The following is a 21,218-nucleotide window of genomic DNA, read 5'->3' as shown; positions in this document are numbered from 1 at the left end:
GCAGGCATCGCGATCTGTTGATCCGATCGCCTTGCCGGCACGGGCTTCGGCGGCGATCGGCGATGTGGAAACGGCGCAACGGCGGCCGTGGCGAACGGCAAGCAACCAGGAGAAGCAGATGACACTGAGCCAGTTGAGGGCATTTTGCGTGGTGGTCGAGCAGGGCAGTTTCCGCGCCGCCTCGCGCTCGCTCAATATCGCGCAGAGCGCGCTGACCCACGCGATCCAGAGCCTGGAGGCGGAGCTGGCCGCGCCGCTGCTGACGCGCTCGCACCTCGGCATCAGCCTGACGCCGTTCGGCGAGCGCCTGCTGGTGCGCGCCAACGCGATCCTGCGCGACTGCGAGCGGATCGACCAGGACATGCGCGAGCTGCAGGGCCAGCCGAGCGGGCGCATCGCGCTGGGCGTGACCTCCGAGCCGCTGGCCGAGCTGCTGATGCCGGTGATCAAGCGCTTCATGGCCGACTACCCGAACGTGCTGGTGCATGTGTCGAGCGGCGCCTCGAAGATGCTGACCGAGCGCATTCGCGACGGCCGCCTCGATTTCGCGCTGTGCCCGCTGGCGCCGAACGTGCTCGACGCCGATCTGGAAATCGATCGGCTCTATCGTTCCTCGGCCGCCGTGCTGGCGCGCGCCGGGCATCCCAAGGCCCGCGCCACCTCGCTGGCCGAGCTGGTCGACTGCGAATGGGTGGGCTTCCATCGCGAGGGCATCGCCGGCTTCGCCTCGAACCGGCTGGTCAAGGCCTTCACCGAGCGCGGCCTGGGCGCGCCGAAGATCGTGCTGACCGCCGATACGCTGCTCGAATCGCTGTACTTCGTCAGCGAGACCGATTACTTGACGGTCGACCCCGGCGTGCTGGCCGATCTCAAGCTGTTCTCGGGCGCGCTGATCCGGATTCCCGTGCGCGAGACCTTCAGCACGCGCGACATCTGCCTGGTGCGTCGCAGCAACTCGCCGCCCACCGCGGTGGCGCAGGCGCTGGCCAGCATGCTGGCCTCCTATGCGCGGCTGCGGCGCGGCGTGACCGGGCAGGGCGCCCCGCATGGCGAGGGACCGGACGAGGACGACGACGGCCTGATGTAGCCGGCCCGGGCCGTGATCGAAATTTGCGATCACGATAGACCCGAGCCGGCTTCCTGCCGCCAATTCGGGTGGTTAGCATCGGTCTTCATCAACCGTCCACCGACGGCCCAACGAAATCGAGGAGCCACGCTTCATGTCATCCCGCGACATCCTTCCCCTGCTGCCCCATACCGACGGCATCGCGCACCAGCTCTGCGTGCGGCGTTTCGGGACGTCGGAGGCGAAGCGCAAGGTCTATGTGCAGGCCGGCCTGCATGCCGACGAGGTGCCGGCGATGCTGGTGGCCGTCAGCCTGATGGAGCGGCTGCAGGCGCTCGAGGACGCCGGGCGGCTGCGCTGCGAGGTGGTGCTGCTGAACGCGGCGAACCCGATCGGGCTCGCGCAGTTCGTGCTCGGCACGCCGATCGGCCGCTTCGACCTGGGCAGCGGGCGCAACTTCAACCGCGGCTTCCCGCTGCTGGGCGAGCGCGTGGCCGATGCGGTCGAAGGGCGCCTGACCGACGATCTCGAACGCAACCGCCAGGTGATCCGCGAGGCCTGGCGCGCCGAGCTCGACGCGATCAAGCCGCGCCAGACGCTCGACGACCTGCAGCTGAAGCTGATGCAGCTCTCGGTCGACGCCGACATCGTGCTCGACCTGCACTGCTCGCGCGAAGCGGACATGTACGTCTACACGGGCGAGGCGATCTGGGAAGACGTCGAGCCGCTGGCGCGCTACCTGGGCGCACGCGCCTCGCTGCTGGCGATCGACGCCGGCGGCCAGTCCTTCGACGAGGCCCACAGCCTGACCTGGTGGCAGCTCCAGCAGCGCTACGGCGCGCGTTTCCCGATCCCGCGCGGCACCGTCTCGGTGACGGTCGAGCATCGCGGCCAGCGCGACGTCAGCAACGAACTGGCGAACCAGGATGCCGAGGCGATCGTCTCCTACCTGTCGCTGATCGGCATGATCGACGCGCCGGTCGAGCCGCCGCCGCCGCTGCCGCATCCGGCCACGCCGCTGGCCGGCTGCGAGCGCTTCCACGCGCCGGTGGCCGGCATCCTGGTGCACCTGGTGCAGCCGGGCAGCCTGGTGCAGCCGGGCGACGCGATGTTCGAGATCGTCGATCCGATCGACGGCACGCGCACGCGTCTGCACAGCAGCAGCGCCGGCATGTTCTACATGCGCCGCGACGTGCGCTACGTGCGCGCCGGCGATCCGCTCGGACGGGTGACGGGAGAGCGAAGCCAACGCACGGGCTACCTGCTCAGTGCCTGATCCGGACTATTCATTGAGGAAACCGACCATGACGAGATATCTCGATGTCAGCGACATCGGCAAGCTGGTGGCGGCGACGGGCGCCGAGCGCTTCATCGCGACGCTGGCGGACTATATTCGCGACGACTACCTGCGCTGGAACGAATTCGACAAGTCTGCGCGCGTGGCCAACCACGTGCCGGGCGGCGTGATCGAGCTGATGCCCACCTCCGACGCGGCACTGTACGGCTTCAAGTACGTCAACGGCCATCCGAGGAACACCCGCATCAACATGCTGACGGTGATGGCCTTCGGCGTGCTGGCGCGCGTCGACACCGGCTACCCGGTGCTGTTCAGCGAGTTCACCATCATGACCGCGCTGCGCACCGCCGCCACCTCGGCGCTGGCCGCGCGCTACCTGGCGCGGCGTGATGCGCGCACCATGGCCTTGATCGGCAACGGCGCGCAGAGCGAATTCCAGATCCTGGCGTTCCGCGCCATGCTCGGCATCAACGAGGTGCGCCTGTTCGACGTCGACCCGGCGGCCACCGACAAGCTGGTGCGCAACCTCGGCGGCACGCCGGGCCTCACGCTGGTCCGCGCCGCGAGCGCGGCCGAGGCGGTGCGCGGCGCCGACATCGTGACCACCATCACGGCCGACAAGACCAATGCCACCATCCTCACGCCGGAGATGATCGAGCCGGGCATGCATGTGAACGCGGTGGGGGGCGACTGCCCCGGCAAGACCGAGCTGCACGCCGAGGTGCTGACGCGCGCGCGCGTGGTGGTGGAGTTCGAGCCGCAGACGCGCATCGAGGGCGACATCCAGCAGTTGCCGGCCGACTCGCCCGTGGTGCACCTCTGGCGGGTGCTGGCCGGCCAGGAGCCGGGCCGCACCAGCGCGCAGGAGGTGACGGTGTTCGATTCGGTCGGCTTCGCGCTGGAGGATTTCTCGGCGCTGCGCTACCTGCACGACATGGCCGAGAGGCTCGGCGTGGGCGAGGACATCGACCTGATCCCGGCGCCCGACGATCCCAAGGATCTCTACCAGTACATCGCCTCGCCCTCGGTGCCGGCGCTGTTCGACGCGGTGGCCTCGCGCGCGCAGGCCGCGATGAACGCGGCGATGCTCTGAACGGAGCCATCATGACCACCACGTTCCCCGCCGCGGGGATGAGCGACGGCGCTCCCGCCCCGGGCACGCGGTTCGACGACGGCCTGCCGCGCGCTCGCGCCTCGGCGATGGGCGTCGACGCGGGCGCGATCGCGGCCTGGCTCGACGATGTCGAGCAGGCCGGCCTCGACCTGCACGCCTTCATGCTGCATCGGCACGGCCATGTGATCGCCGAGGGCTGGCGCTGGCCTTATCGCGCCGACCGCTTGCGCAACCTGCATTCGGTGGCCAAGAGCTTCACGGCCTGCGCGATCGCCTTCGCGATCGAGGAGGGGCGGCTCAGGCTCGAGGACCGGCTCGGCGACTTCTTCGCCGAGGCGCCGCCGGCCCCGCATCCGGCCGCCGCGATGACGGTGGCCGACCTGCTGACGATGCGCACCGGCCATGCCGGCGAGACGTCGGGGGCGGTCTGGCGGCGGATGTCGAGCAGCTGGATCGAGGCCTTCTTCGCGATTCCGGTGGACACGCCGCCGGGTTCGAACTTCGTCTATACCAGCGCGGCCAGCTACATGCTGTCGGCGCTCGTCAGCCGCGTGACCGGCGAGACCATGCACGAGTACCTGCGTCCTCGCCTGTTCGCGCCGCTCGGCATCGGCGGCGAAACCTGGGATATCGGCACCGACGGCATCAATCCGGGCGGCAACGGCCTGTGGGCGCATACCGCCGACCTGCTCAAGCTCGGCATCCTGCATGCGCAGGGCGGCGTCTGGGAAGGGCGGCGCGTGCTGCCCGAAGCCTGGGTGGCCGAGGCCACGCGCGCGCAGGAGGCCTCGAATCGCTACGGTTATCACTGGTGGGTGCACGACGGCGGCAGCTACAGCGCGATCGGCAAGTTCGTGCAACTGGTGCGCGTGTTCCCGGAAGCCGGCGTGACGCTGGCCGTGACCGGCGCGATCAAGGGCAGCAAGCGCCTGATGCCGCTGATCGAATGGCACCTGCCGGCGGCGTTCCGCGAGGCGCCCTTCGATGGCGCGGCGGCCGATGCCGCGCTCGATGCGGCGCTCGCGCGCTGGCAGTCGCCCGAGGCGGCTTCGCCGTGGCAGCGGGCCTTCGAGGATACGCAGGCCGAGCGGCCGGACGCGCCGGCCGTCGGCGAATGGCGTTTCGCGCTCGATCCGAACGAGGGCGACGCGAGCGAGCTGCGGTTGCTGTTCGCCGGGGGGCGCTGCGAGTGCCGGCTGGTCGACGGCGAGGGCGAGCATGTCGTGACGGCCGGGCTCGGCCGCTGGATCGAATCGACCACCGACATGCCCGGCGCCGACCTGCATCACGGCTATCGCTTCCAGGACAGCCCGGTGGTGGCGCGCGCGGGCTGGGTCGACGAGGCCACGCTGAGGATGGTCTGGCTCTATCCCGAGACGGCCTTCCGCGACCTGGTGGAATGCGAGTTCGACGGCGAGCGCGTGACGCTGCGGCGCTCGGTCAACATCAATAGCGGCGCGCTCGCGCTGAAGGACCTGAGCGGCCGTCGCGCGGCGTCCTGAGCGAGCGGCTGCCGAAAGCAGAAGGGCAAGCACCGGTTTCCCGGCGCTTGCCCTTTTTTGTTTCATCATGTCCGCAGCCGATACGGCACGACCCTGCCATGAGGGTCGACCCGTCGGATGTCGTGACGCCCGGCCTCCTGTTCTCTATAACCCCCTGGACGAAAGATTGCCTCCACGTTCCGCCGTCGCCTGATGAATTCGCCCGACATATGCCTTATGGCATGCCTGTCCAGATGGTCATGAAGCTGACAGACCACAAGACCGCGGCGATGCTTATGCATTATGTTCAGACCGAGGGCAACGCGGCGCGGGACCCAGCCGAGCGGCTGACGAGCCGGCCGCTGGCAAGCACTGGACATCCCATTCCATGGAGGCGACAGCATGACAAGGAAGACGCGTGCGGCGGCGCGGAAGCCCGCCGCTTTGCCGTCGGGCTATGCCGGCATTCACGGCGGCATCGTGGAACTGCTTAATGGTGCGCGCCGGGCTGCGGCGCGCAGTGTCAATGCGCTGATGACGGCCAGTTATTGGGAGATTGGCCGCCGGATCGTCGAAGCCGAGCAGAAAGGCAAGCGCCGGGCCGGTTATGGCGAGCAGTTGATGGCGCGACTATCCACCGATCTGACTGCCCGCTTCGGGCGTGGGTTCAGCCCGGACAACCTGGAGAACATGCGGCGTTTCTTCCTCACATACCCCGCGGCCGCAATTCCCGAGACACCGTCTCGGAAATCCGGGAAAGGACCGCGCGCAGAAAAATCCGAGACAGCGTCTCGGAAATTCCACCTCTCCGAACTGGCCCAGGTTTTCGCACTTCCTTGGTCGGCCTATGTTCGACTGCTGTCGGTCAAGGATGACCATGCAAGGCATTTCTACGAGGTCGAGGCGTTGCGCAGTGGCTGGAGCGTGCGCCAGCTCGACCGTCAGATCGGAAGTCAGTTCTACGAACGCACGGCCTTGTCCAAGGACAAGGCCGCGATGCTGGCCAAGGCAGCCGTGGCCAGGCCCGAGGATGTCGTCGTGCCCGGCGACGCGATCAAGGACCCGTATGTGCTGGAGTTCCTCGACCTCAAGGACGAGTATTCGGAGTCTGATCTGGAAGCGGCGTTGATCCGGAGGCTGGAGGACTTCCTGCTGGAGTTGGGAGAAGGATTTTCCTTCGTAGGTCGGCAACGTCGGTTGCGCATCGATCAGACCTGGTATCGAGTGGACCTGTTGCTCTTCCACCGCAAGCTGCGCTGCCTGGTCATCGTGGACCTGAAACTGGGCAGCCTGACCCATGCCGATGTGGGGCAGATGCACATGTACTGCAATTACGCCAAGGAGCATTGGGCCTATCCGGGCGAGAGCCCGCCAGTGGGGCTGATTCTCTGCGCCGACAAGGGCCATGCCCTGGCGCGGTATGCGCTGGATGGCCTGCCGACCAAGATCATGGCAGCCAACTACCGGACGGTGCTGCCGAATGCAGCGTTGCTGCAAAAAGAGCTGGAGAACACACGACGCCTGCTCGAATCCCGCGGAACGCCGCCTTTCAAGAACGACAAGCGGTAGCCGAATCTCAGGGCATTCCGCCGTCGAGCCGAGCTTTTGTTCGTGTCAACCGTGCGGAACAGCCCAAAGGCTGCGCACCGAATTCGGGAGTCCGGCACGGTGTGAGCAGCAACCGCTCTTTTCTCAGGACTCCCCACGCACCGGCACGCCGGCCACGATGGTGGTGACCGCCACCACCAGCACCACGGCGGCGGCCACGAATACGCCGGTCGCGCCATTGGTGTCGAACACCACGCCGCCGGCCGCCGCGCCCAGCGAGATGGCCAGCTGGATGGCCGCCACGATCAGGCCGCCGGCGCTCTCGGCCTCGTCGGGCACTACCCGCGTGACCCAGGTCGACCAGGCTACCGGCACGCCGCCGAAGGCCGCGCCCCACAGCGCCACCAGCACGGCGTCCAGCGCGGTGAGCTTGCCGAACAGCGCCAGCGCCGCGCCCAGCACCACCATCAGCGCCGGCATCGCGATCATCATCGGCCGCAGCCCGCGCTCCAGCGCGCGGCCCGCCACCGGCGTGAACAGGAAGTTGGCCACGCCGTAGCCGAGCAGGATCGCCGACAGCGCGTTCACGCCCACCCCGGCCACGTCCTCCAGGAAGGGCCGCAGGTAGGTGAAGAAGGCGAAGTGGCCGGTGAATACCAGGGTCACCGCGAACATGCCGATGCCCACCGTCGGGCGACGCAGCACGTCCAGCAGGGTGCGTAGGCGCGTGGTGCCGCTCGGCGCCATCGCGGGCAGGCTGGCGAACTGCGCGGCCAGGGCCAGCGCGCCGATCGCGGCGGCCGCGTAGAACACGTTGCGCCAGCCGATCAGATGACCGAAATAGCTGCCCAGCGGCGCCGCCGCGATGGTCGCCACGGCCACCCCGCTGAAGATGATCGACAGCGCGCGCGGCACCATCGCGGCCGGCACCAGCCGCATCGCGGTTGCCGCCGACATGGTCCAGAAGCCGCCCAGCGCGATGCCGAGCAGCACGCGGCCGAGCAGGATCGCCAGGAAGCTGCCGGCAGAGGCCACCAGCAGGTTGGAGATCACCAGCAGCACCGAGAAGGCCAGCAGCACGCGGCGCCGGTCGATGCCGCGCGTGAGGACCGCGATCAGCAGGCTGGTGACCAGCGCCACCGCGGCGGTGACGGTCACCGCCTGGCCGGCGGTGCCCTCGGTGATGCCGAGGCTGGCGGCCAGCGGCGTGAGCAGGCTGGCGGGCAGGAATTCCGCGGTGACCAGCCCGAACACGCCCAGCGCCAGGGCGTAGACGGCGCTCCAGGAGGCGCGTTCGACCGGGATCACGGTCGCGGAGGAGGTCGGGGTGCCGATGTCCATGTTCTTGATGAGGCTTCCGGTTAGGGTTTACGACAGGCGCACAGATTACGGGCCGGCAGCCTGACGGTCTATGACATACAATCCGCAAAACTTGATCGTTCGTCCGGAAATCATGCCCGATCTTTCAAAATTCGACCCCGATTCCCACGATCTGGTCAGCGAACTGCTGCTGGGGATGCGCCTGAAGGGCGTGCAGTACCGCCGGATCCACGTCGCGCCGCCGTTCGGGTTGCGCTTCCAGAACCCGCCCGAGTGCGGGGTGTTCTACTTCGTGGCGCGCGGCTCGATGCTGCTGCGTGACGGGAGCGACGCGGGCGGCGGCGCGCTCATGGAGCTGAAGGCCGGCGACGCGGTGCTGATGCCGCGCGGCGGCGAGCATGCGCTGCTGTCGGCGCCCGGGGTGAGCTGCACCTCGCTGGCCGATCTCGACGCGACGCGCATCTGCGAGTCGATCGCAGCGATCAACGCGATGCACGGCGGCCGGCTCGAGAAGGGCGAGATCAGCGACGACGTGCTGATCTTCTGCGGCTGCATGGAGCTGGACCTGGGCGGCATGCAGCCGCTGGTGGCCTCGATGCCCGGGATCATGCACGTGGGCACCTTGCTCGACCGCTATCCGGAGCTGCGCGCGATGCTCGACGCGATGGAGCGCGAGTCCTGCTCGGAGCGCGCCGGGTACGCGGCCGTGCTGGCGCGGCTGGCCGACGTGGTGGCGGCCTTCATCGTGCGCGGCTGGGTGGAGTGCGGCTGCGGCGACGCGGCCGGCTGGGTGCAGGCGCTGCGCGATCCGCGCCTGGGCCGCGCGCTGGTGGCCCTGCATCGCGAGCCGGGCCGCAACTGGACCGTCGCCGAGCTGGCCGCCGAGGCAGGCAATTCACGCTCGGTGTTCGCCGAGCGTTTCCTGGCCGCCACCGGCATGACGCCGCTGCGCTACCTGACCGAGCTGCGCATGCGGCTGGCCGCGCAATGGATCGCGCGCGACCGCGAGCCGATCGAGGCGGTGTCCTACCGGCTCGGCTACGGCTCGCTGGCCGCCTTCAGTCGCGCCTTCAAGCGCACCATCGGGCAGCCGCCGGGGGCGCTGCGCGCCCAGGGCGAGGGCTTGGGCGGCTGAGGGGGCGGTTTCGGCCCGGCTTTGCCTCGGGCTTCCGTCTCGCGCTTCCGCCTTGCGCTTCCGCCTTGCGCCGCTGCTTCGTGCTCCTGCCTTTCCGTCCCGCCAGCGCGACGCGCTTCGCCGCCGGCTTCCTGGCCGCTTGCTGACCACTCGCTGACAAGCCGGCGACGCCCGCGCCGCGCATGACCGCTTGCCCAGGCGCGCGGCGCCTCGGTATTTTCCCTCGTGTTCCCGTCTCGCCCGCGGGCCGCCTCGCCCCGCAAGCCACGGCCGTCGCGGCTCGCGCGCCAAGCTCGAAAGAATTTTTATCTTTTGAATCAATCGGTGCTTGCTTTCAGGGCGCCGGCCCCGCCATCACACTCCAGACCGACACGAGCCGCACCGCTGCACCGCCGCGCCGCGTGTCGCGCGCCCGGGCCCGCCCCCGCGCCGCCACGACACCGAACCATGGAGACATCGATGAATTTCCGCAGGTATCGTTATGTGGTCGCCGGCCTGCTGTTCGCGGCCGGCGCGATCAACTACATGGACCGCGCCGCGCTCGGCATCGTCGCGCCGCTGGTCGGCAAGTCGCTGGACCTCTCGCCCTCGCAGCTCGGCATCGTGTTCAGCGTGTTCTTCGTCGGCTACTCGATCTTCTCCTTCCTCGGCGGTTACCTGTCGGACAAGTGGGGCACGCGGCGCGTGTTCACCTGGGCGATGGCCGTCTGGTCGCTGTTCTGCGCGCTGACGGCGGCCGCCACCGGCTTCGTCTCGCTGCTGGTCTACCGCGTGCTGTTCGGCATCGGCGAAGGGCCGATGAGCTCGAACACCAATCGCACCATCTCGAACTGGTTCCCGCGCCACGAGGCGGCCACCATGATCGGCTTCACCTTCTCGGGGCAGACGCTCGGCAACGCGATCGCCGGGCCGGTGATCGGGCTGGTCGCGCTGGCTTTCGGCTGGCGCATCTCCTTCGTGGTGATCGGCGTGCTCGGGCTGGTGTGGATCGCCTGCTGGCGCTGGCTGGTGACCGAGAAGCCGGCCGCCAACCGCCGCGTGGGCGGCGACGAGCGGCGCCTGATCGAGGACAGCCGCGCCAGCGCCGAGGTGCGCAATGCCGAGCCGGCCGGCACCACGCTGGGCAGCTACCTGCGCAGGCCCAGCACGCTCGCGCTCGGCGCCGGGCTGTTCGCGGTCAACTACACGCAGTACGTGTTCATCTCCTGGCTGCCGAGCTACCTGACCACCGAGCGGCACCTGGACCTCAAGTCGATGAGCCTGGTCTCGTCGATCCCCTGGATCTGCGGCGCGATCGGCTATTTCGGCGGCGGCCTGGTGGGCGACTTCATCTACCGCCGGATGGACGACCCGATCCTCGCGCGCAAGCTGGTGGCCACCATCCCGCTCGCGCTGTCGGGCGTGGCGGTGCTGCTGATCACCTCGGCCAGCTCGCTGGTCACGGCGGTGGCGCTGATCGGCGCGGCGCTGCTGTTCCTGACCGGCTCCTGCCAGTCGATCTGGGCGATCCAGCACGAGATCCTGCCGCTGCATCGGCAAGGCGGAGTGGGCGGCTTCATCCACTTCCTGAGCAACCTGTCGGGCATCGTCGGGCCCGCGCTGACCGGCTTCCTGATCCAGTACTTCGGCGGCTACAGCAGCGCCTTCCTGTTCGGAGCCCTGATCGATTTCGCCGGCGCGCTGGCGATGGTGCTCTGCATCCGCAACGTGATGTCGATGCGCGTCGCGCACGCGCATTCGGTGGAGTGAGGGCAAGCGCGACGGCCCACCCGCGCTTGACCGGCCTGGCCGGTTTCAGTCGGTCGAGCGTTCGGCAGCCACGCCGAGAAAGGCCTGCACCAGTCGCACGCGCGCCGAGGAGCGGTTCCAGATCAACCCGACCTGGCGCTTCATGAAAGCATGCGGCAGCGACCACTTCGCCAGCGACAGCTCGGTCAGCGGCCGCAGGTTCCAGTCCGGCACCAGCGAGACGCCGAGCTTGCGATCGACCAGCGCGGCGATCGCCGCCAGCCCGTCAAGCTCGCAGCGCTGGTTGGTATGGATGCCGTGCTGGCGCAGGTAGCTGTCAGCGAGCTGGCCGCCCACCACGTTGCGGTCGTAGCGGATGAAGGGCTCACTGCGCAGCGTGCGATGCGGATCGGTGACGCGCATCGCCGCCGGCGTGAGCAGCACCAGCGCTTCCTCGCGGAAGGTGTGCCAGTCGCAGTTCTTGGGGATGTTGAACAGCGGATGCGCGACCAGGGCCGCGTCGAGGTCGCCGTTGACCACCTTGCGATAGAGATCGAGCGAGGTGCCCGGCTCCAGGTAGAAATCGATGCCGGGGTGGCGCGCCAGCAACTCGGCCAGCACGCCGGGGATGAAGGCCGTCATCATGGTGGCCATCCCGCCGAGCCTGAGCTGCCCGGCCAGCGAGGCGCTGTCGGCGAGGTCCGACTTCAGGTCGCGGATATCGTGGAGGATCGCGCGCGAGCGCTCCAGGATCCGCTCGCCAGCCTCGGTGGTGGCCACCGTGCGGCCCGAGCGGCGCACCAGTTGCGCGCCCAGCTCCTGCTCCAGCATCTTGACCCGCTGCGCCACCGCGGCCGGCGTCAGGTCGAGGCGCCGTGCGGCTTCGGCGATCGAGCCGAGTTCGACCACATAGACGAAGCTCTGCAGGTAGCGGGAGTCCATCGATAAAAATTCTATGCTTTGAAGAAGCCAGAGGATACTTCCTTTGACTATCGGCCGCCATCACACTAACCCTCATGACATTAACCCTGATAGGCGGCCATTCCGGACCGCCTTCGACGGAGGAGACGAGATGCCGATGATCGAATCGATCGAGGTGTGCGCGGCGGCCGTGCCGCTGGACCGCGTGACCTCATTTGCCACCCGAACCGTCGCGGTTCGCCACTATGGCCTGGTGAAGGTCCGCTCGACCGATGGGGTCGAGGGGATCGGCTTCTGCTACGTCGGCAGCGCGGCCGGCGGCCTGCTGGGCGCGGCCGTCGAGCAACTGCTCGCGCCGCTGCTGATCGGCAAGGATTCCTATGCGAGCGAGGGGCTCTGGCAGGCGATGTACGACGAGGCGCTGCTGCAGGGTCGCGCCGGCACCGTGATGCGGGCGATCAGCATCCTCGACACGGCGCTGTGGGACCTCAATGCGCGCACCCACGGCCTGCCGCTGCACAAGTACCTCGGCGCCAACCAGCTCGACACCGTGCCGGCCTACGCGAGCGGCGGCTACTACCTGGAGGGCAAGACGCCCGGCCATCTCGGCGAGGAAATGGCCGCCTATGTCGAGGCCGGGTTCCGCGCCGTGAAAATGAAGTGCGGGCGGCTCTCGCCGCGCGAGGAAGAGGCACGCGTGCGGGCCGCGCGCGAGGCGATCGGCCCCGACGTCGAGCTGATGCTCGACATCAACAACGGCTGGACCGACGTGCCCCAGGCGCTGCAGTACCTGAACCGGCTCGAGCCCTACGACCCGTACTTCGTCGAGGAGCCGTTCTCGCCCGACGACATCGACAACCACGCGCGCCTGGCCGGCGCCACGCGGATCCCGGTGGTGACCGGCGAGATCGGCTACGGACGCTGGTATCACAAGGCGCTGCTGGAGGCGGGCGCGGCCGCGATCCTGCAGACCGACGCGGCCGTATGCGGGGGCATCAGCGAATGGCGGCGCATCGCGGCCACCGCGGCCAGCCATGGCGTGCAGATGTGCCCGCACTGGTTCCACGACCTGCACGCGCCGCTGGTGGCGGCCACGCCGAACGCGCGCTACGTGGAGTTCTTCCCCGACGACCAGGTGCTGAACTTCCGCCGTCTGGTGGATACCCAGCTCACGCAGCGCGACGGTCGCGTGATCCTGCACCAGACGCCGGGGCTCGGCTTCGGCTTCGACGAGCGCGAGGTCGCGAAGTACGGGCGCTGGACGCGGATTCACTGAGCCTTCGCCAAGCACGCTGCGAACCCAATCCTCGCCATCGATCGAGACCATGATTTCCACCTCGGGCAAGACCGTGGCCGGCCCCGTGATCCGGCTGCATCCCGACGACAATGTCGTCATCGCGCGCATCGACATCGGCATCGGCACGCCGCTGCCGATCGGCGACGTGGCCTGCCGCAGCCAGGTGCCGGCAGGCTACAAGATCGCTGCGCGCAGCATTCGCGAGGGCGAGCCGATCCGCAAGTACAACGTGGTGATCGGCTTCGCCGCCGGCGAGATCGCGGCCGGCACCCTGGTGCACAGCCACAACCTGACGTTCCGCGAGTTCGATCGCGACTATGCCTTCGGCGCCGACTACCGCGCCGTCGAGCCGGTGCCCGAGGCCGAGCGCGCCAGCTTCATGGGCATCGTGCGCGAGAACGGGGAGGTCGGCACGCGCAACTACATCGGCGTGCTGGCCACCGTCAATTGCTCGGCCACTGTGGCGCACCGGATCGCCGCGCACTTCACGCCGGAGCGGCTGGCCGACTACCCGAACGTGGACGGCGTGGTGGCCTTCACGCACGGCATCGGCTGCGGCATGGAGATGAGCGGCGAGCCGATGGCCCTGCTCAGGCGCACCATGGCCGGTTATGCGCGTCATGCCAACCTGGCCGCGGCCGTGATCGTCGGGCTCGGTTGCGAGCGCAACCAGCTCGGCGGCCTGCTGGAGCAGGAAGGCCTGCAGCCGAACGCGCGCCTGCATACCTTCGTGATGCAGGAGACCGGCGGCACGCGCGCCACCATCGAATCGGGCATCGCGGCCGTGGCGGCGCTGCTGCCGGAGGCGAACCGCGTCGCGCGCACGGCGGTGCCGGCCAGCGAGCTGCGAGTCGGCCTGCAATGCGGCGGCTCGGACGGTTTTTCCTCGATCACGGCCAACCCGGCGCTGGGCGCCGCGGTCGACCTGCTGGCGAGGCACGGCGGCACCGCGATCCTGTCCGAGACGCCCGAGATCTACGGCGTCGAGCACACGCTCACGCGCCGCGCGGTGAGCCGCGAGGTGGGCGAGCAACTGGTGGAGCGGATCCGCTGGTGGAAGGACAGTTACTCGGTGGGCCGCGACGTGCAGATCAACGGCAAGGTCAGCCCCGGCAACCAGGTCGGCGGTCTCGCCAATATCTTCGAGAAGTCGATCGGCTCCTCGATGAAGGGCGGCACCGGCCCCTTGATGGCGGTCTATCGCTATGCCGAGCCGGTCCGCGCGCGCGGCCTGGTGTTCATGGACACGCCGGGTTTCGATCCGGTCTCGGCCACCGGGCAGATCGCCGGCGGCGCGAACCTGATCGCCTTCACCACCGGGCGCGGCTCGATGTTCGGCGCGAAACCGGTGCCCTCGCTGAAGCTGGCCACCAATACGCCGATGTACCGGCGGCTGCAGGAGGACATGGACCTCAATTGCGGCGGCATCCTCGACGGCACGGCCACCATCGAGAGCTGCGCGCGCGAGATCTTCGACGCGCTGCTGGCGACCGCCTCCGGGCAGCGCACGCGCAGCGAGACCCTGGGCCTGGGCGATCACGAGTTCGTGCCCTGGCAGATCGGCATCATGAGCTGAGAGGAACGGGAACATGAGCAAGGTATTGATCACGGGCGCGGCGGGGCAGATCGGCCGCGTGCTGCGCGAGGGGCTGCGCGGGGCCTATCCGCTGCTGCGGCTGGCCGATATCGCCGAGCAGCAGCCGGCGCGCGAGGGCGAGCAGGTCGTCACGGTCGACATCAACGATCCCGATGCGCTGCTGCGCGCGATGGACGGCATCGACTGCGTGGTGCACCTGGCGGGGATTCCCGACGAGGACAGTTGGGAGCGGATCCGCCGCATGAACATCGAGGGCTGCTACAACGTGTTCGAGGCGGCGCGGCTGGCCGGCGTGAAGCGCCTGATCTTCGCGAGCTCGAACCACGCGGTGGGTTTCCATCGGCGCGATCGCATGATCGACGACCAGGTCCAGCCGCGGCCCGACAGCCGCTACGGCGTGTCCAAGGTGTTCGGCGAGGCGCTCGGGCGCCTCTATGCCGACAAGCACGGGCTCTCGGTGGCCTGCCTGCGGATCGGCTCGTTCCGCCCCGACGACCGGCCCAGCGCGCCGCGCCATCTCTACACCTGGATCAGCCATCGCGACACGGTGCAACTGGTGCGCCGCGCGATCGACCATCCGGATTATCACTTCGTGGTCGTGTACGGCGTGTCGGACAACGCGCGCAACCGCTGGGACAACGCCAATGCGCGCTGGCTCGGCTACCGGCCCGAGGACGATGCCGAGCGCCACGCGGCCGGGATTCTCGCCGGCTCGGCCGCCGAGGACGAACTCGAGGCGCTGTTCCATGGCGGCTTCGGCTGCCGCGTCGAGTACACGGGCGATCCCGACCAGGTTGATTGAGCCGGCGGCGCGGCAGGCATCTTTGTTATCCACCACATGGCCCGAGGGCCGGGAGAACGCAAGCACATGGATCTGGGTTTGAACACGAAGACCGCGCTCGTGATGGGCGGCGGCGGCGGCCTCGGCCGCGCGATCGCGACGGCGCTGGCCGGGGAAGGCGCCAGGCTGGTGCTGGCCGATCTCGACGAGGCGGCCTTGCAGGCATCGAAGCAGGCGGTCGAGGCGATGGGCGCCGAGGTGCTCGCGCTGCACTGGGACCTGTCCGACCTGGCCTCGATCGAGCGCCACGTGGCGGCGATCGAGGCGCGCTTCGGCGGCGTCGACGTGCTCGTCAACAATACCGGCGGCCCGCCGCCGACGCCGGCCTCGGGCCAGCCGAGCGATGCCTGGCGCAAGTATTTCGAGTCGATGGTGCTGTCGGTGATCGCGATTACCGATCGGGTGCTGCCCGGCATGCGCGAGCGCCGCTGGGGCCGCGTGATCACCAGCGCCTCCTCGGGCGTGATCGCGCCGATCCCGAACCTCGGCATGTCCAATGCGCTGCGCGCCTCGCTGCTGGGCTGGTCGAAGACGCTGGCGCGCGAGGTCGCGCGCGACGGCATCACGGCCAATATCGTGGTGCCGGGGCGCATCGCCACCGACCGGATCCGCTTCCTCGACGAGGCCAAGGCGCGCCGCGAAGGGCGGCCGGTGGAGCAGGTGAGCGCCGAGAGCACCGCCTCGATTCCGCTGGGCCGCTACGGCGAGCCGGCCGAGTACGCCGACGTCGTCACCTTCCTGGCCAGCACGCGCGCGGCCTATGTGACGGGCTCGGTGGTGCGCATCGACGGCGGCCTGGTCGCCAGCATCTGAGTCCCGATTCCCGATCGAACCCGGGGCCGCGCGTCGCGAGACGGCGCGGCCTCGCTGCAAGGAGCTGCCATGGCAGACGAGCAAGGCATCATCGACACGCTGTCGTCCGTGACGACCGCCACCCTCACCACCCTGCTGCTGAAGAAGGGCCTGCGCAATGTCTGGATTCGCGGCGCGCAGCCCTTGCGCGAGGGCCAGCCGCGCCTGGTCGGCCGGGCCTTCACGCTGCGTTTCGTGCCGGCGCGCGAGGATCTCGCCACGCCGGAATCCTGGTCCTCGCCGCGCTCGACGCGCGCGGCGATCGAGGCCATGCCGGGCGGCTGCATCGCGGTGGTCGACGCGATGGGGATCCGCGACGCCGGCATCTTCGGCGACATCCTCTGCCAGCGCATGCAGCAACGCGGCGTGGCCGCGCTGATCACCGACGGCGTGGTGCGCGACGTGGCCGGCGTGCTCGACACGCAACTGCCGGTGTGGTGCAGCGGCGTGGCGGCGCCGCCCTCGGTGGCGGGCCTGACCTTCGTGAACTGGCAGGAGCCGATCGGTTGCGGCGGCGTGGCCGTGTTCCCGAACGACCTGATCGTCGTCGATGCCGACGGCGCGGTGGTGATCCCGGCCGCGCTGGTCGACGAGATCACGGCGGCCGCGGTGGAGCAGGAGCGGCTGGAAGGCTGGATCATCGAGCAGGTGCGCAACGGCGCCTCGCTGCCGGGACTCTATCCGCCGAACGAGGAGAACAAGGCGCGTTACGAGGCGTACAAGCGCGGCCTGTGAGCGGGCGGGCACCGGGCTTGCCCCGGCCTGCCCGCTTGCGTCAGGCCCCGCCCGCGACGATCTCCACCCAGTTCGCGCCTTGGCCGCCGGGATGGCGCGAATGCAGGGCCGGCAGGCCCGAGGCGGCATCGATCAGGTAGAGCGATACCTGGGGCGAATGCTCGCCGCAGGCGACCAGACAGCGCCCGCCCGGATCGATCGCGAAGCCGCGCGGCTGCGTTTCGGTCGACACGGCGCCCGCATGCGCGAGCGTGCCGTCGGCCTCCACGCGCAATACGAACAGCCGGCTGGTGGTGCGCTCCGACAGATAGACGAAACGGCCGTCGGGGCGCACCTGCAGGTCGGCCGCCCAGATCGCGCCGGCCACCGTGGCCGGATCGGGTTGCGGCTCGGTGGCGGGCGGCCGGGCCTGGCCGTCGCGCATCGCCGCGAGTTCGGGCGGGCGCGTCGTGACGTGGTGGCGGCTGAGCCTGCCGGTGCGCGGGTCGCGCCGGAACACGGCTACCGTCGCGCGGAACTCGCTGAGCACGTGGAGCCAGGCGCCGTCGGGCGAGAAGCGCATGTGGCGCGGGCCGAAGCCCTTGTCGAAGGCCAGCGTGTCGACGATCTCGAGCGGCGCCTCGCGTTCTGCATCGAGCGAGCAGCAGAGCAGGGCGTCGCTGCCCAGCGAGGTGACGTAGACATGGCGGTCGTCGGGCGAGACCAGCACGGCATGGGCGTTGCGAATGCCTTCGAGCGTTTGCAGCGGGCTTGCATCGCCTTCGTCGAGGCGGGCGATGGCGTGCACCACCAACTGGTGGCTGCCGTAGGAGGCGCCGAACAGGAAGCGCCCGGCGCGATCGATCGCCAGCGAGACGTGGCCCGCGCCGACGTCGAGCCGGTAGTCGGTCGCGAGCTGGCCGGTGCCGGGATCGAGCCGGCATCGCGCGATGGCCGGCGGCGTGCTGCGCAGCGCGGCGAACAGCGTGCAGCGATCCGATGCGATCGCCAGCGGCATCAGTTGCGGGCCGAGCGGGTGGCGCCCGGCGGCCTGCATCGAGGGCGCATCGGGGTCCAGGCGGTAGACGCTCAGGTCGGCGCTGATGGAATTCGAAACGATGACGGTCAGGGTCTTCGACATGGAAAGGGCGCAGGGAGGGACGAACGACGGCGCCTCCTCGTGGGTCGATGCAGCAGGGCAGGCGCAGCGGGATGCGCCAGTATCGCGTGGGCGGTGTTCGCCTCCAAGCCGCCGCCGTTTGCTTGAGTCGATAGCGATTCTTGCGTTCCGTGCCGCTCGCCCTGTTTCTGGTGCAGAATCCGGCCTGTCCAATCTGATCCCGGCCGTTCGCGCGGTCGATCTATTCCGGAAATAGATGGATGCAATCTCCACAATCAATTTCCCGCCGGCGACGAAGGCCTCTACACTCGCCGTTTTCGCAAGTGCCTTCAACGGTTCAGGAGAGACATCCATGACGCAGTATCTGGCTGATTCGAATCGCTACAACGACGCCATGCCCTACCGCAGGGTCGGCCGCAGCGGGATGGTGCTGCCGGCGATCTCGCTCGGTCTCTGGCAGAACTTCGGCGGCGTGGACGTGTTCGAGACGGGCCGCGCGATCCTGCGCCGCGCCTTCGATCGCGGCGTCACGCACTTCGATCTGGCCAACAACTACGGCCCGCCCGCCGGCTCCGCCGAGGAAAACTTCGCGCGCTGGCTCGCCGCCGACTTCAAGCCGTATCGCGACGAACTGGTGATCTCGACCAAGGCCGGCTGGGCGATGTGGCCCGGCCCCTACGGCGGCCCGACCGGCACGCGCAAGCACCTGATCGCGAGCTGCGAGCAGAGCCTGCGCCGCATGAAGCTCGACTACGTCGACGTGTTCTATTCGCACCGCGTCGATCCGGATACGCCGCTGGACGAAACCATGGGCGCGCTGGTGCAACTGCACAAGCAGGGCAAGGCGCTCTACGTCGGGATCTCCTCGTATTCGCCGGAACTGACGCGCCAGGCCGCCAAGATCCTCGAATCGGAAGGCGTGCCGCTGTTCATCCACCAGCCGAACTATTCGATGCTGAACCGCGGCATCGAGCACGGCCTGCTGCAGACGCTCGACGAACTCGGCGTGGGCTGCATCGGCTTCTCGCCGCTCGCGCAGGGGCTGCTCAGCTCGAAGTACCTGAAGGAGGTGCCGGCCGACGCGCGTGTCGCGCGCAGCGGCTCGATGAACGCGGGCATGCTGAGCGAGCAGAACCTGGAGCGGATCCGTGCGCTGAACGCGATCGCCGAGCGCCGTGGCCAGACGCTCGCGCAGATGGCGATCGCCTGGACGCTGCGCGATGCTCGCGTGTCCTCGACGCTGATCGGCGCGCGCACGGTGGCCCAGCTCGACGATTCGCTCGATGCGGTCAAGCAGCTCTCGTTCACGGCCGAGGAACTGGCCGAGATCGACCGTCATGCGCAGGACGGCAACGTCGATATCTGGAAGGTGTCCTCGGGCATCGGCGCGAACTGATGCGCCTCGGCGGGGCGCGAGCGCGTCCCGCCGCTCATCCCCGCCGCCGCGCCGCAAGGGCGCGGCACCTGGCGCAACGCGATGCAGGCTGCCGCGGGCAGGCGTAACAGCCCGACGGCAAGCCGTCATCAAAAGAAATCTTCATTTTCACGTCCCCCATTCTTCAGACGACGAGCCCGGCGCTTCGTTAGGCTGGTGCCCGATCGGTCCAGCAGGCGCGCCGATCGTCTCGTGTCGATCTCCGCTCACGGAGGTGACGAATTTCCCTATCGGCCGATATCGATGCGGCCGAGGGGCGGTCGTGCGCCGGGCCGCCTCGCATATCGAGGATTCCCAATGAAGAAATTCCTGATCGGCGCGGCCATGGTGCCGCTGCTGGCCGCCGCGGCCAATTTTGTCCACGCTTCGGACGCGCAATTGTCTCGATTGTCGGCACCGGCCGCCGCGCGCGACCGGGTGCAGGCGCAACTGGTGGATGCCTGGCTGCGCGGTGTCAGCGCGGCCGACGAGAAGCAGACCTATCCCTCGCCCCCGGAATACCGCAGGTTCATCTCGATGCGCCGCTGCCACTACGCGCGCCTGCATCCCGACCGTCGCTACACGGGCGTGGTCGCGGCGGATTGCGGCAAGGCGATTTCCTGAAGCCCAGGGTGCTGCGGGGCGGCGCCCCGGTCGTTCATTTGCGCGTGATGCGGTAGACGGCGGCCGGCGGCAGGTTGCGGATCACGCGGCCCACGCAACTGGCCTTCAGGCCCAGCGCGTCGAGCGTGCGGCGCGGGATCGGGCAGCGATACCCGTAGGTGAACTGATGGAAGGCGCCATCCTCGCGCAGGTAGTGGAACGCGCCTTCGAGAATCGCCGCCACTTTCGGCCTGGGCATCGACAGCAGCGGCAGGCCGCTGACCACCGCGCCGACCGATTGCGGCAGCGCCACGCCGAGCGGTGCCAGCGCGGCCGCGTCGCCGATCACGATCTTCGCATCGGGGAAGCGCTCGGCCAGCAGGCTGCCGAAGCGCTCGCTGTTGTCCACCAGGATCAGGTCGCGCTGGGCCAGGCCGCGCTGCAGCAGGGCCCGCGTGAACACGCCGGTGCCGGCGCCCAGTTCCAGCACGGGGCCGTCGATGCCGGTGATGTCGCGCGTGATCAGGCGGCTCAGCGGCTCGCCGGAGGGCGCGATCGCGGCCACGTTCATCGGGTTCTCGAACCACGACCTCAGGAAGAACAACAGGTCGGACGATGCGCTTCGGGTTCGCATGTGACGGACACCTCATGGGAGTGACGCGCGCCGGCCGTGCCGCGAGGCATGGCCGGCGCCGGAACGGAAGAGGGAACGCGACGGCCGGCGCGCATGCGGCGTGCCGGCCATGGAATACAAGGCGATGCGTAGTGTTGCATCGTTTTGGGCGTCGATGCGAGCTTCGTCATGGATGGTTGCAATTTTCCCGGCGAACGGCGCTGGACCTGTCGCTGCCGTCAGCCAATCGACATGAAAGCTTCATCGGCGGTGTTGGGCGGCGCCAGGGGGCAATTCGCGTGCCCGGCCAATAGGCCCATGCTATGACCGGCAAAGCTAATTGGTAGTGGTCGAAACCGCCGAATCCACGTGTAATGGGCCGGTTCAATACAAGCCAGCCTGGGCTGGGAAGGAGCATGCATTGAAGATTCTGGTGCCGGTAAAGAGAGTGGTCGACTACAACGTGAAGGTTCGCGTGAAGTCGGACGGAACGGGCGTCGATATCGCGAACGTGAAGATGTCGATGAACCCGTTCGATGAGATCGCGGTGGAAGAGG

At 68.9% G+C, this 21,218-nt stretch carries 18 protein-coding genes and 1 pseudogene; 15 read left to right on the top strand and 4 right to left on the bottom strand.

The window, feature by feature from the left end; genetic code table 11:
* Positions 1 to 118 precede the first annotated feature (118 nt).
* From F3J10_RS22770 to F3J10_RS22750, 5 genes are all read left to right on the top strand, one after another.
* On the top strand, positions 119 to 1,087 hold the full coding sequence (locus F3J10_RS22770; protein WP_166914430.1) for a LysR substrate-binding domain-containing protein: 969 nt from the start codon (positions 119 to 121) through the stop codon (positions 1,085 to 1,087).
* 133 nt (positions 1,088 to 1,220) lie between these two features.
* Positions 1,221 to 2,342, top strand: coding sequence for a succinylglutamate desuccinylase/aspartoacylase family protein (locus F3J10_RS22765; RefSeq protein ID WP_025099814.1), 1,122 nt, complete (start codon positions 1,221 to 1,223; stop codon positions 2,340 to 2,342).
* 28 nt (positions 2,343 to 2,370) lie between these two features.
* The gene (locus F3J10_RS22760) at positions 2,371 to 3,456 is read left to right on the top strand and encodes an ornithine cyclodeaminase (protein ID WP_167243043.1); all 1,086 of its coding nucleotides are present in this window, start codon (positions 2,371 to 2,373) and stop codon (positions 3,454 to 3,456) included.
* An 11-nt stretch (positions 3,457 to 3,467) separates the two neighbouring features.
* Entirely contained in the window at positions 3,468 to 4,979 is a 1,512-nt protein-coding gene (locus F3J10_RS22755) for a serine hydrolase (protein ID WP_240155684.1), read from the top strand.
* Positions 4,980 to 5,360: 381 nt separating this feature from the next.
* The gene (locus F3J10_RS22750) at positions 5,361 to 6,527 is read left to right on the top strand and encodes a PDDEXK nuclease domain-containing protein (RefSeq protein ID WP_167243042.1); all 1,167 of its coding nucleotides are present in this window, start codon (positions 5,361 to 5,363) and stop codon (positions 6,525 to 6,527) included.
* A 123-nt stretch (positions 6,528 to 6,650) separates the two neighbouring features.
* Here the strand turns inward: F3J10_RS22750 and F3J10_RS22745 are convergent, their stop codons facing one another.
* The gene (locus F3J10_RS22745) at positions 6,651 to 7,847 is read right to left on the bottom strand and encodes an MFS transporter (protein WP_167243041.1); all 1,197 of its coding nucleotides are present in this window, start codon (positions 7,845 to 7,847) and stop codon (positions 6,651 to 6,653) included.
* 70 nt (positions 7,848 to 7,917) lie between these two features.
* Between F3J10_RS22745 and F3J10_RS22740 the strand changes: the two genes are divergently transcribed.
* Both F3J10_RS22740 and F3J10_RS22735 read left to right on the top strand, forming a co-directional pair.
* The gene (locus tag F3J10_RS22740; RefSeq protein ID WP_186042743.1) at positions 7,918 to 8,961 is read left to right on the top strand and encodes an AraC family transcriptional regulator; all 1,044 of its coding nucleotides are present in this window, start codon (positions 7,918 to 7,920) and stop codon (positions 8,959 to 8,961) included.
* 459 nt (positions 8,962 to 9,420) lie between these two features.
* Entirely contained in the window at positions 9,421 to 10,710 is a 1,290-nt protein-coding gene (locus F3J10_RS22735; RefSeq protein WP_167243040.1) for an MFS transporter, read from the top strand.
* Between the two features lie 45 nt (positions 10,711 to 10,755).
* Here F3J10_RS22735 and F3J10_RS22730 read toward each other — a convergent pair whose 3' ends face one another.
* Positions 10,756 to 11,631, bottom strand: coding sequence for a LysR family transcriptional regulator (locus F3J10_RS22730; protein ID WP_013697652.1), 876 nt, complete (start codon positions 11,629 to 11,631; stop codon positions 10,756 to 10,758).
* Positions 11,632 to 11,761: 130 nt separating this feature from the next.
* On the opposite strand from F3J10_RS22730, the gene F3J10_RS22725 reads away from it, so the two are divergent.
* The 5 genes from F3J10_RS22725 (at position 11,762) to F3J10_RS22705 (ending at position 16,932) form a co-directional block, all read left to right on the top strand.
* Entirely contained in the window at positions 11,762 to 12,886 is a 1,125-nt protein-coding gene (locus F3J10_RS22725; RefSeq protein WP_166914419.1) for a mandelate racemase/muconate lactonizing enzyme family protein, read from the top strand.
* 49 nt (positions 12,887 to 12,935) lie between these two features.
* Positions 12,936 to 14,483, top strand: a complete 1,548-nt coding sequence (locus F3J10_RS22720) for an altronate dehydratase family protein (protein WP_167243039.1) — start codon at positions 12,936 to 12,938, stop codon at positions 14,481 to 14,483.
* Positions 14,484 to 14,496: 13 nt separating this feature from the next.
* Positions 14,497 to 15,306: an NAD(P)-dependent oxidoreductase gene (locus F3J10_RS22715; RefSeq protein WP_025102071.1), complete on the top strand. Its 810-nt coding sequence runs from the start codon at positions 14,497 to 14,499 to the stop codon at positions 15,304 to 15,306.
* 66 nt (positions 15,307 to 15,372) lie between these two features.
* Positions 15,373 to 16,158, top strand: coding sequence for an SDR family oxidoreductase (locus tag F3J10_RS22710; RefSeq protein ID WP_036051880.1), 786 nt, complete (start codon positions 15,373 to 15,375; stop codon positions 16,156 to 16,158).
* A 69-nt stretch (positions 16,159 to 16,227) separates the two neighbouring features.
* A complete protein-coding gene (locus F3J10_RS22705) occupies positions 16,228 to 16,932 on the top strand; it encodes a ribonuclease activity regulator RraA (protein ID WP_013697657.1) in 705 nt (234 codons plus the stop codon).
* Positions 16,933 to 16,972: 40 nt separating this feature from the next.
* On the opposite strand, the gene F3J10_RS22700 is transcribed toward F3J10_RS22705, so the two are convergent.
* On the bottom strand, positions 16,973 to 18,052 hold the full coding sequence (locus F3J10_RS22700) for a beta-propeller fold lactonase family protein (protein ID WP_167243038.1): 1,080 nt from the start codon (positions 18,050 to 18,052) through the stop codon (positions 16,973 to 16,975).
* A 331-nt stretch (positions 18,053 to 18,383) separates the two neighbouring features.
* Here F3J10_RS22700 and mgrA point away from each other — a divergent pair, with 331 nt between their 5' ends.
* Positions 18,384 to 19,427 carry an L-glyceraldehyde 3-phosphate reductase gene (mgrA, locus tag F3J10_RS22695; protein ID WP_167243037.1) on the top strand — a complete coding sequence of 348 codons (1,044 nt, stop codon included), beginning with the start codon at positions 18,384 to 18,386 and terminating at the stop codon, positions 19,425 to 19,427.
* 336 nt (positions 19,428 to 19,763) lie between these two features.
* Entirely contained in the window at positions 19,764 to 20,069 is a 306-nt protein-coding gene (locus F3J10_RS22690; RefSeq protein WP_025102067.1) for a hypothetical protein, read from the top strand.
* Positions 20,070 to 20,103: 34 nt separating this feature from the next.
* Here F3J10_RS22690 and F3J10_RS22685 read toward each other — a convergent pair whose 3' ends face one another.
* Positions 20,104 to 20,682: a methyltransferase domain-containing protein gene (locus tag F3J10_RS22685; RefSeq protein WP_025102066.1), complete on the bottom strand. Its 579-nt coding sequence runs from the start codon at positions 20,680 to 20,682 to the stop codon at positions 20,104 to 20,106.
* 400 nt (positions 20,683 to 21,082) lie between these two features.
* On the opposite strand from F3J10_RS22685, the pseudogene F3J10_RS22680 reads away from it, so the two are divergent.
* Positions 21,083 to 21,218 (top strand): annotated as a pseudogene (locus F3J10_RS22680) (electron transfer flavoprotein subunit beta/FixA family protein); the annotation flags it as partial.

This window comes from Burkholderia sp. Cy-637 (assembly GCF_011753175.1).
Taxonomy (GTDB): Bacteria; Pseudomonadota; Gammaproteobacteria; order Burkholderiales; family Burkholderiaceae; genus Burkholderia; species Burkholderia gladioli.
The sequence above is the reverse complement of the archived record's forward strand: the minus strand, read 5'-3'. Positions and strand labels throughout refer to the sequence as shown.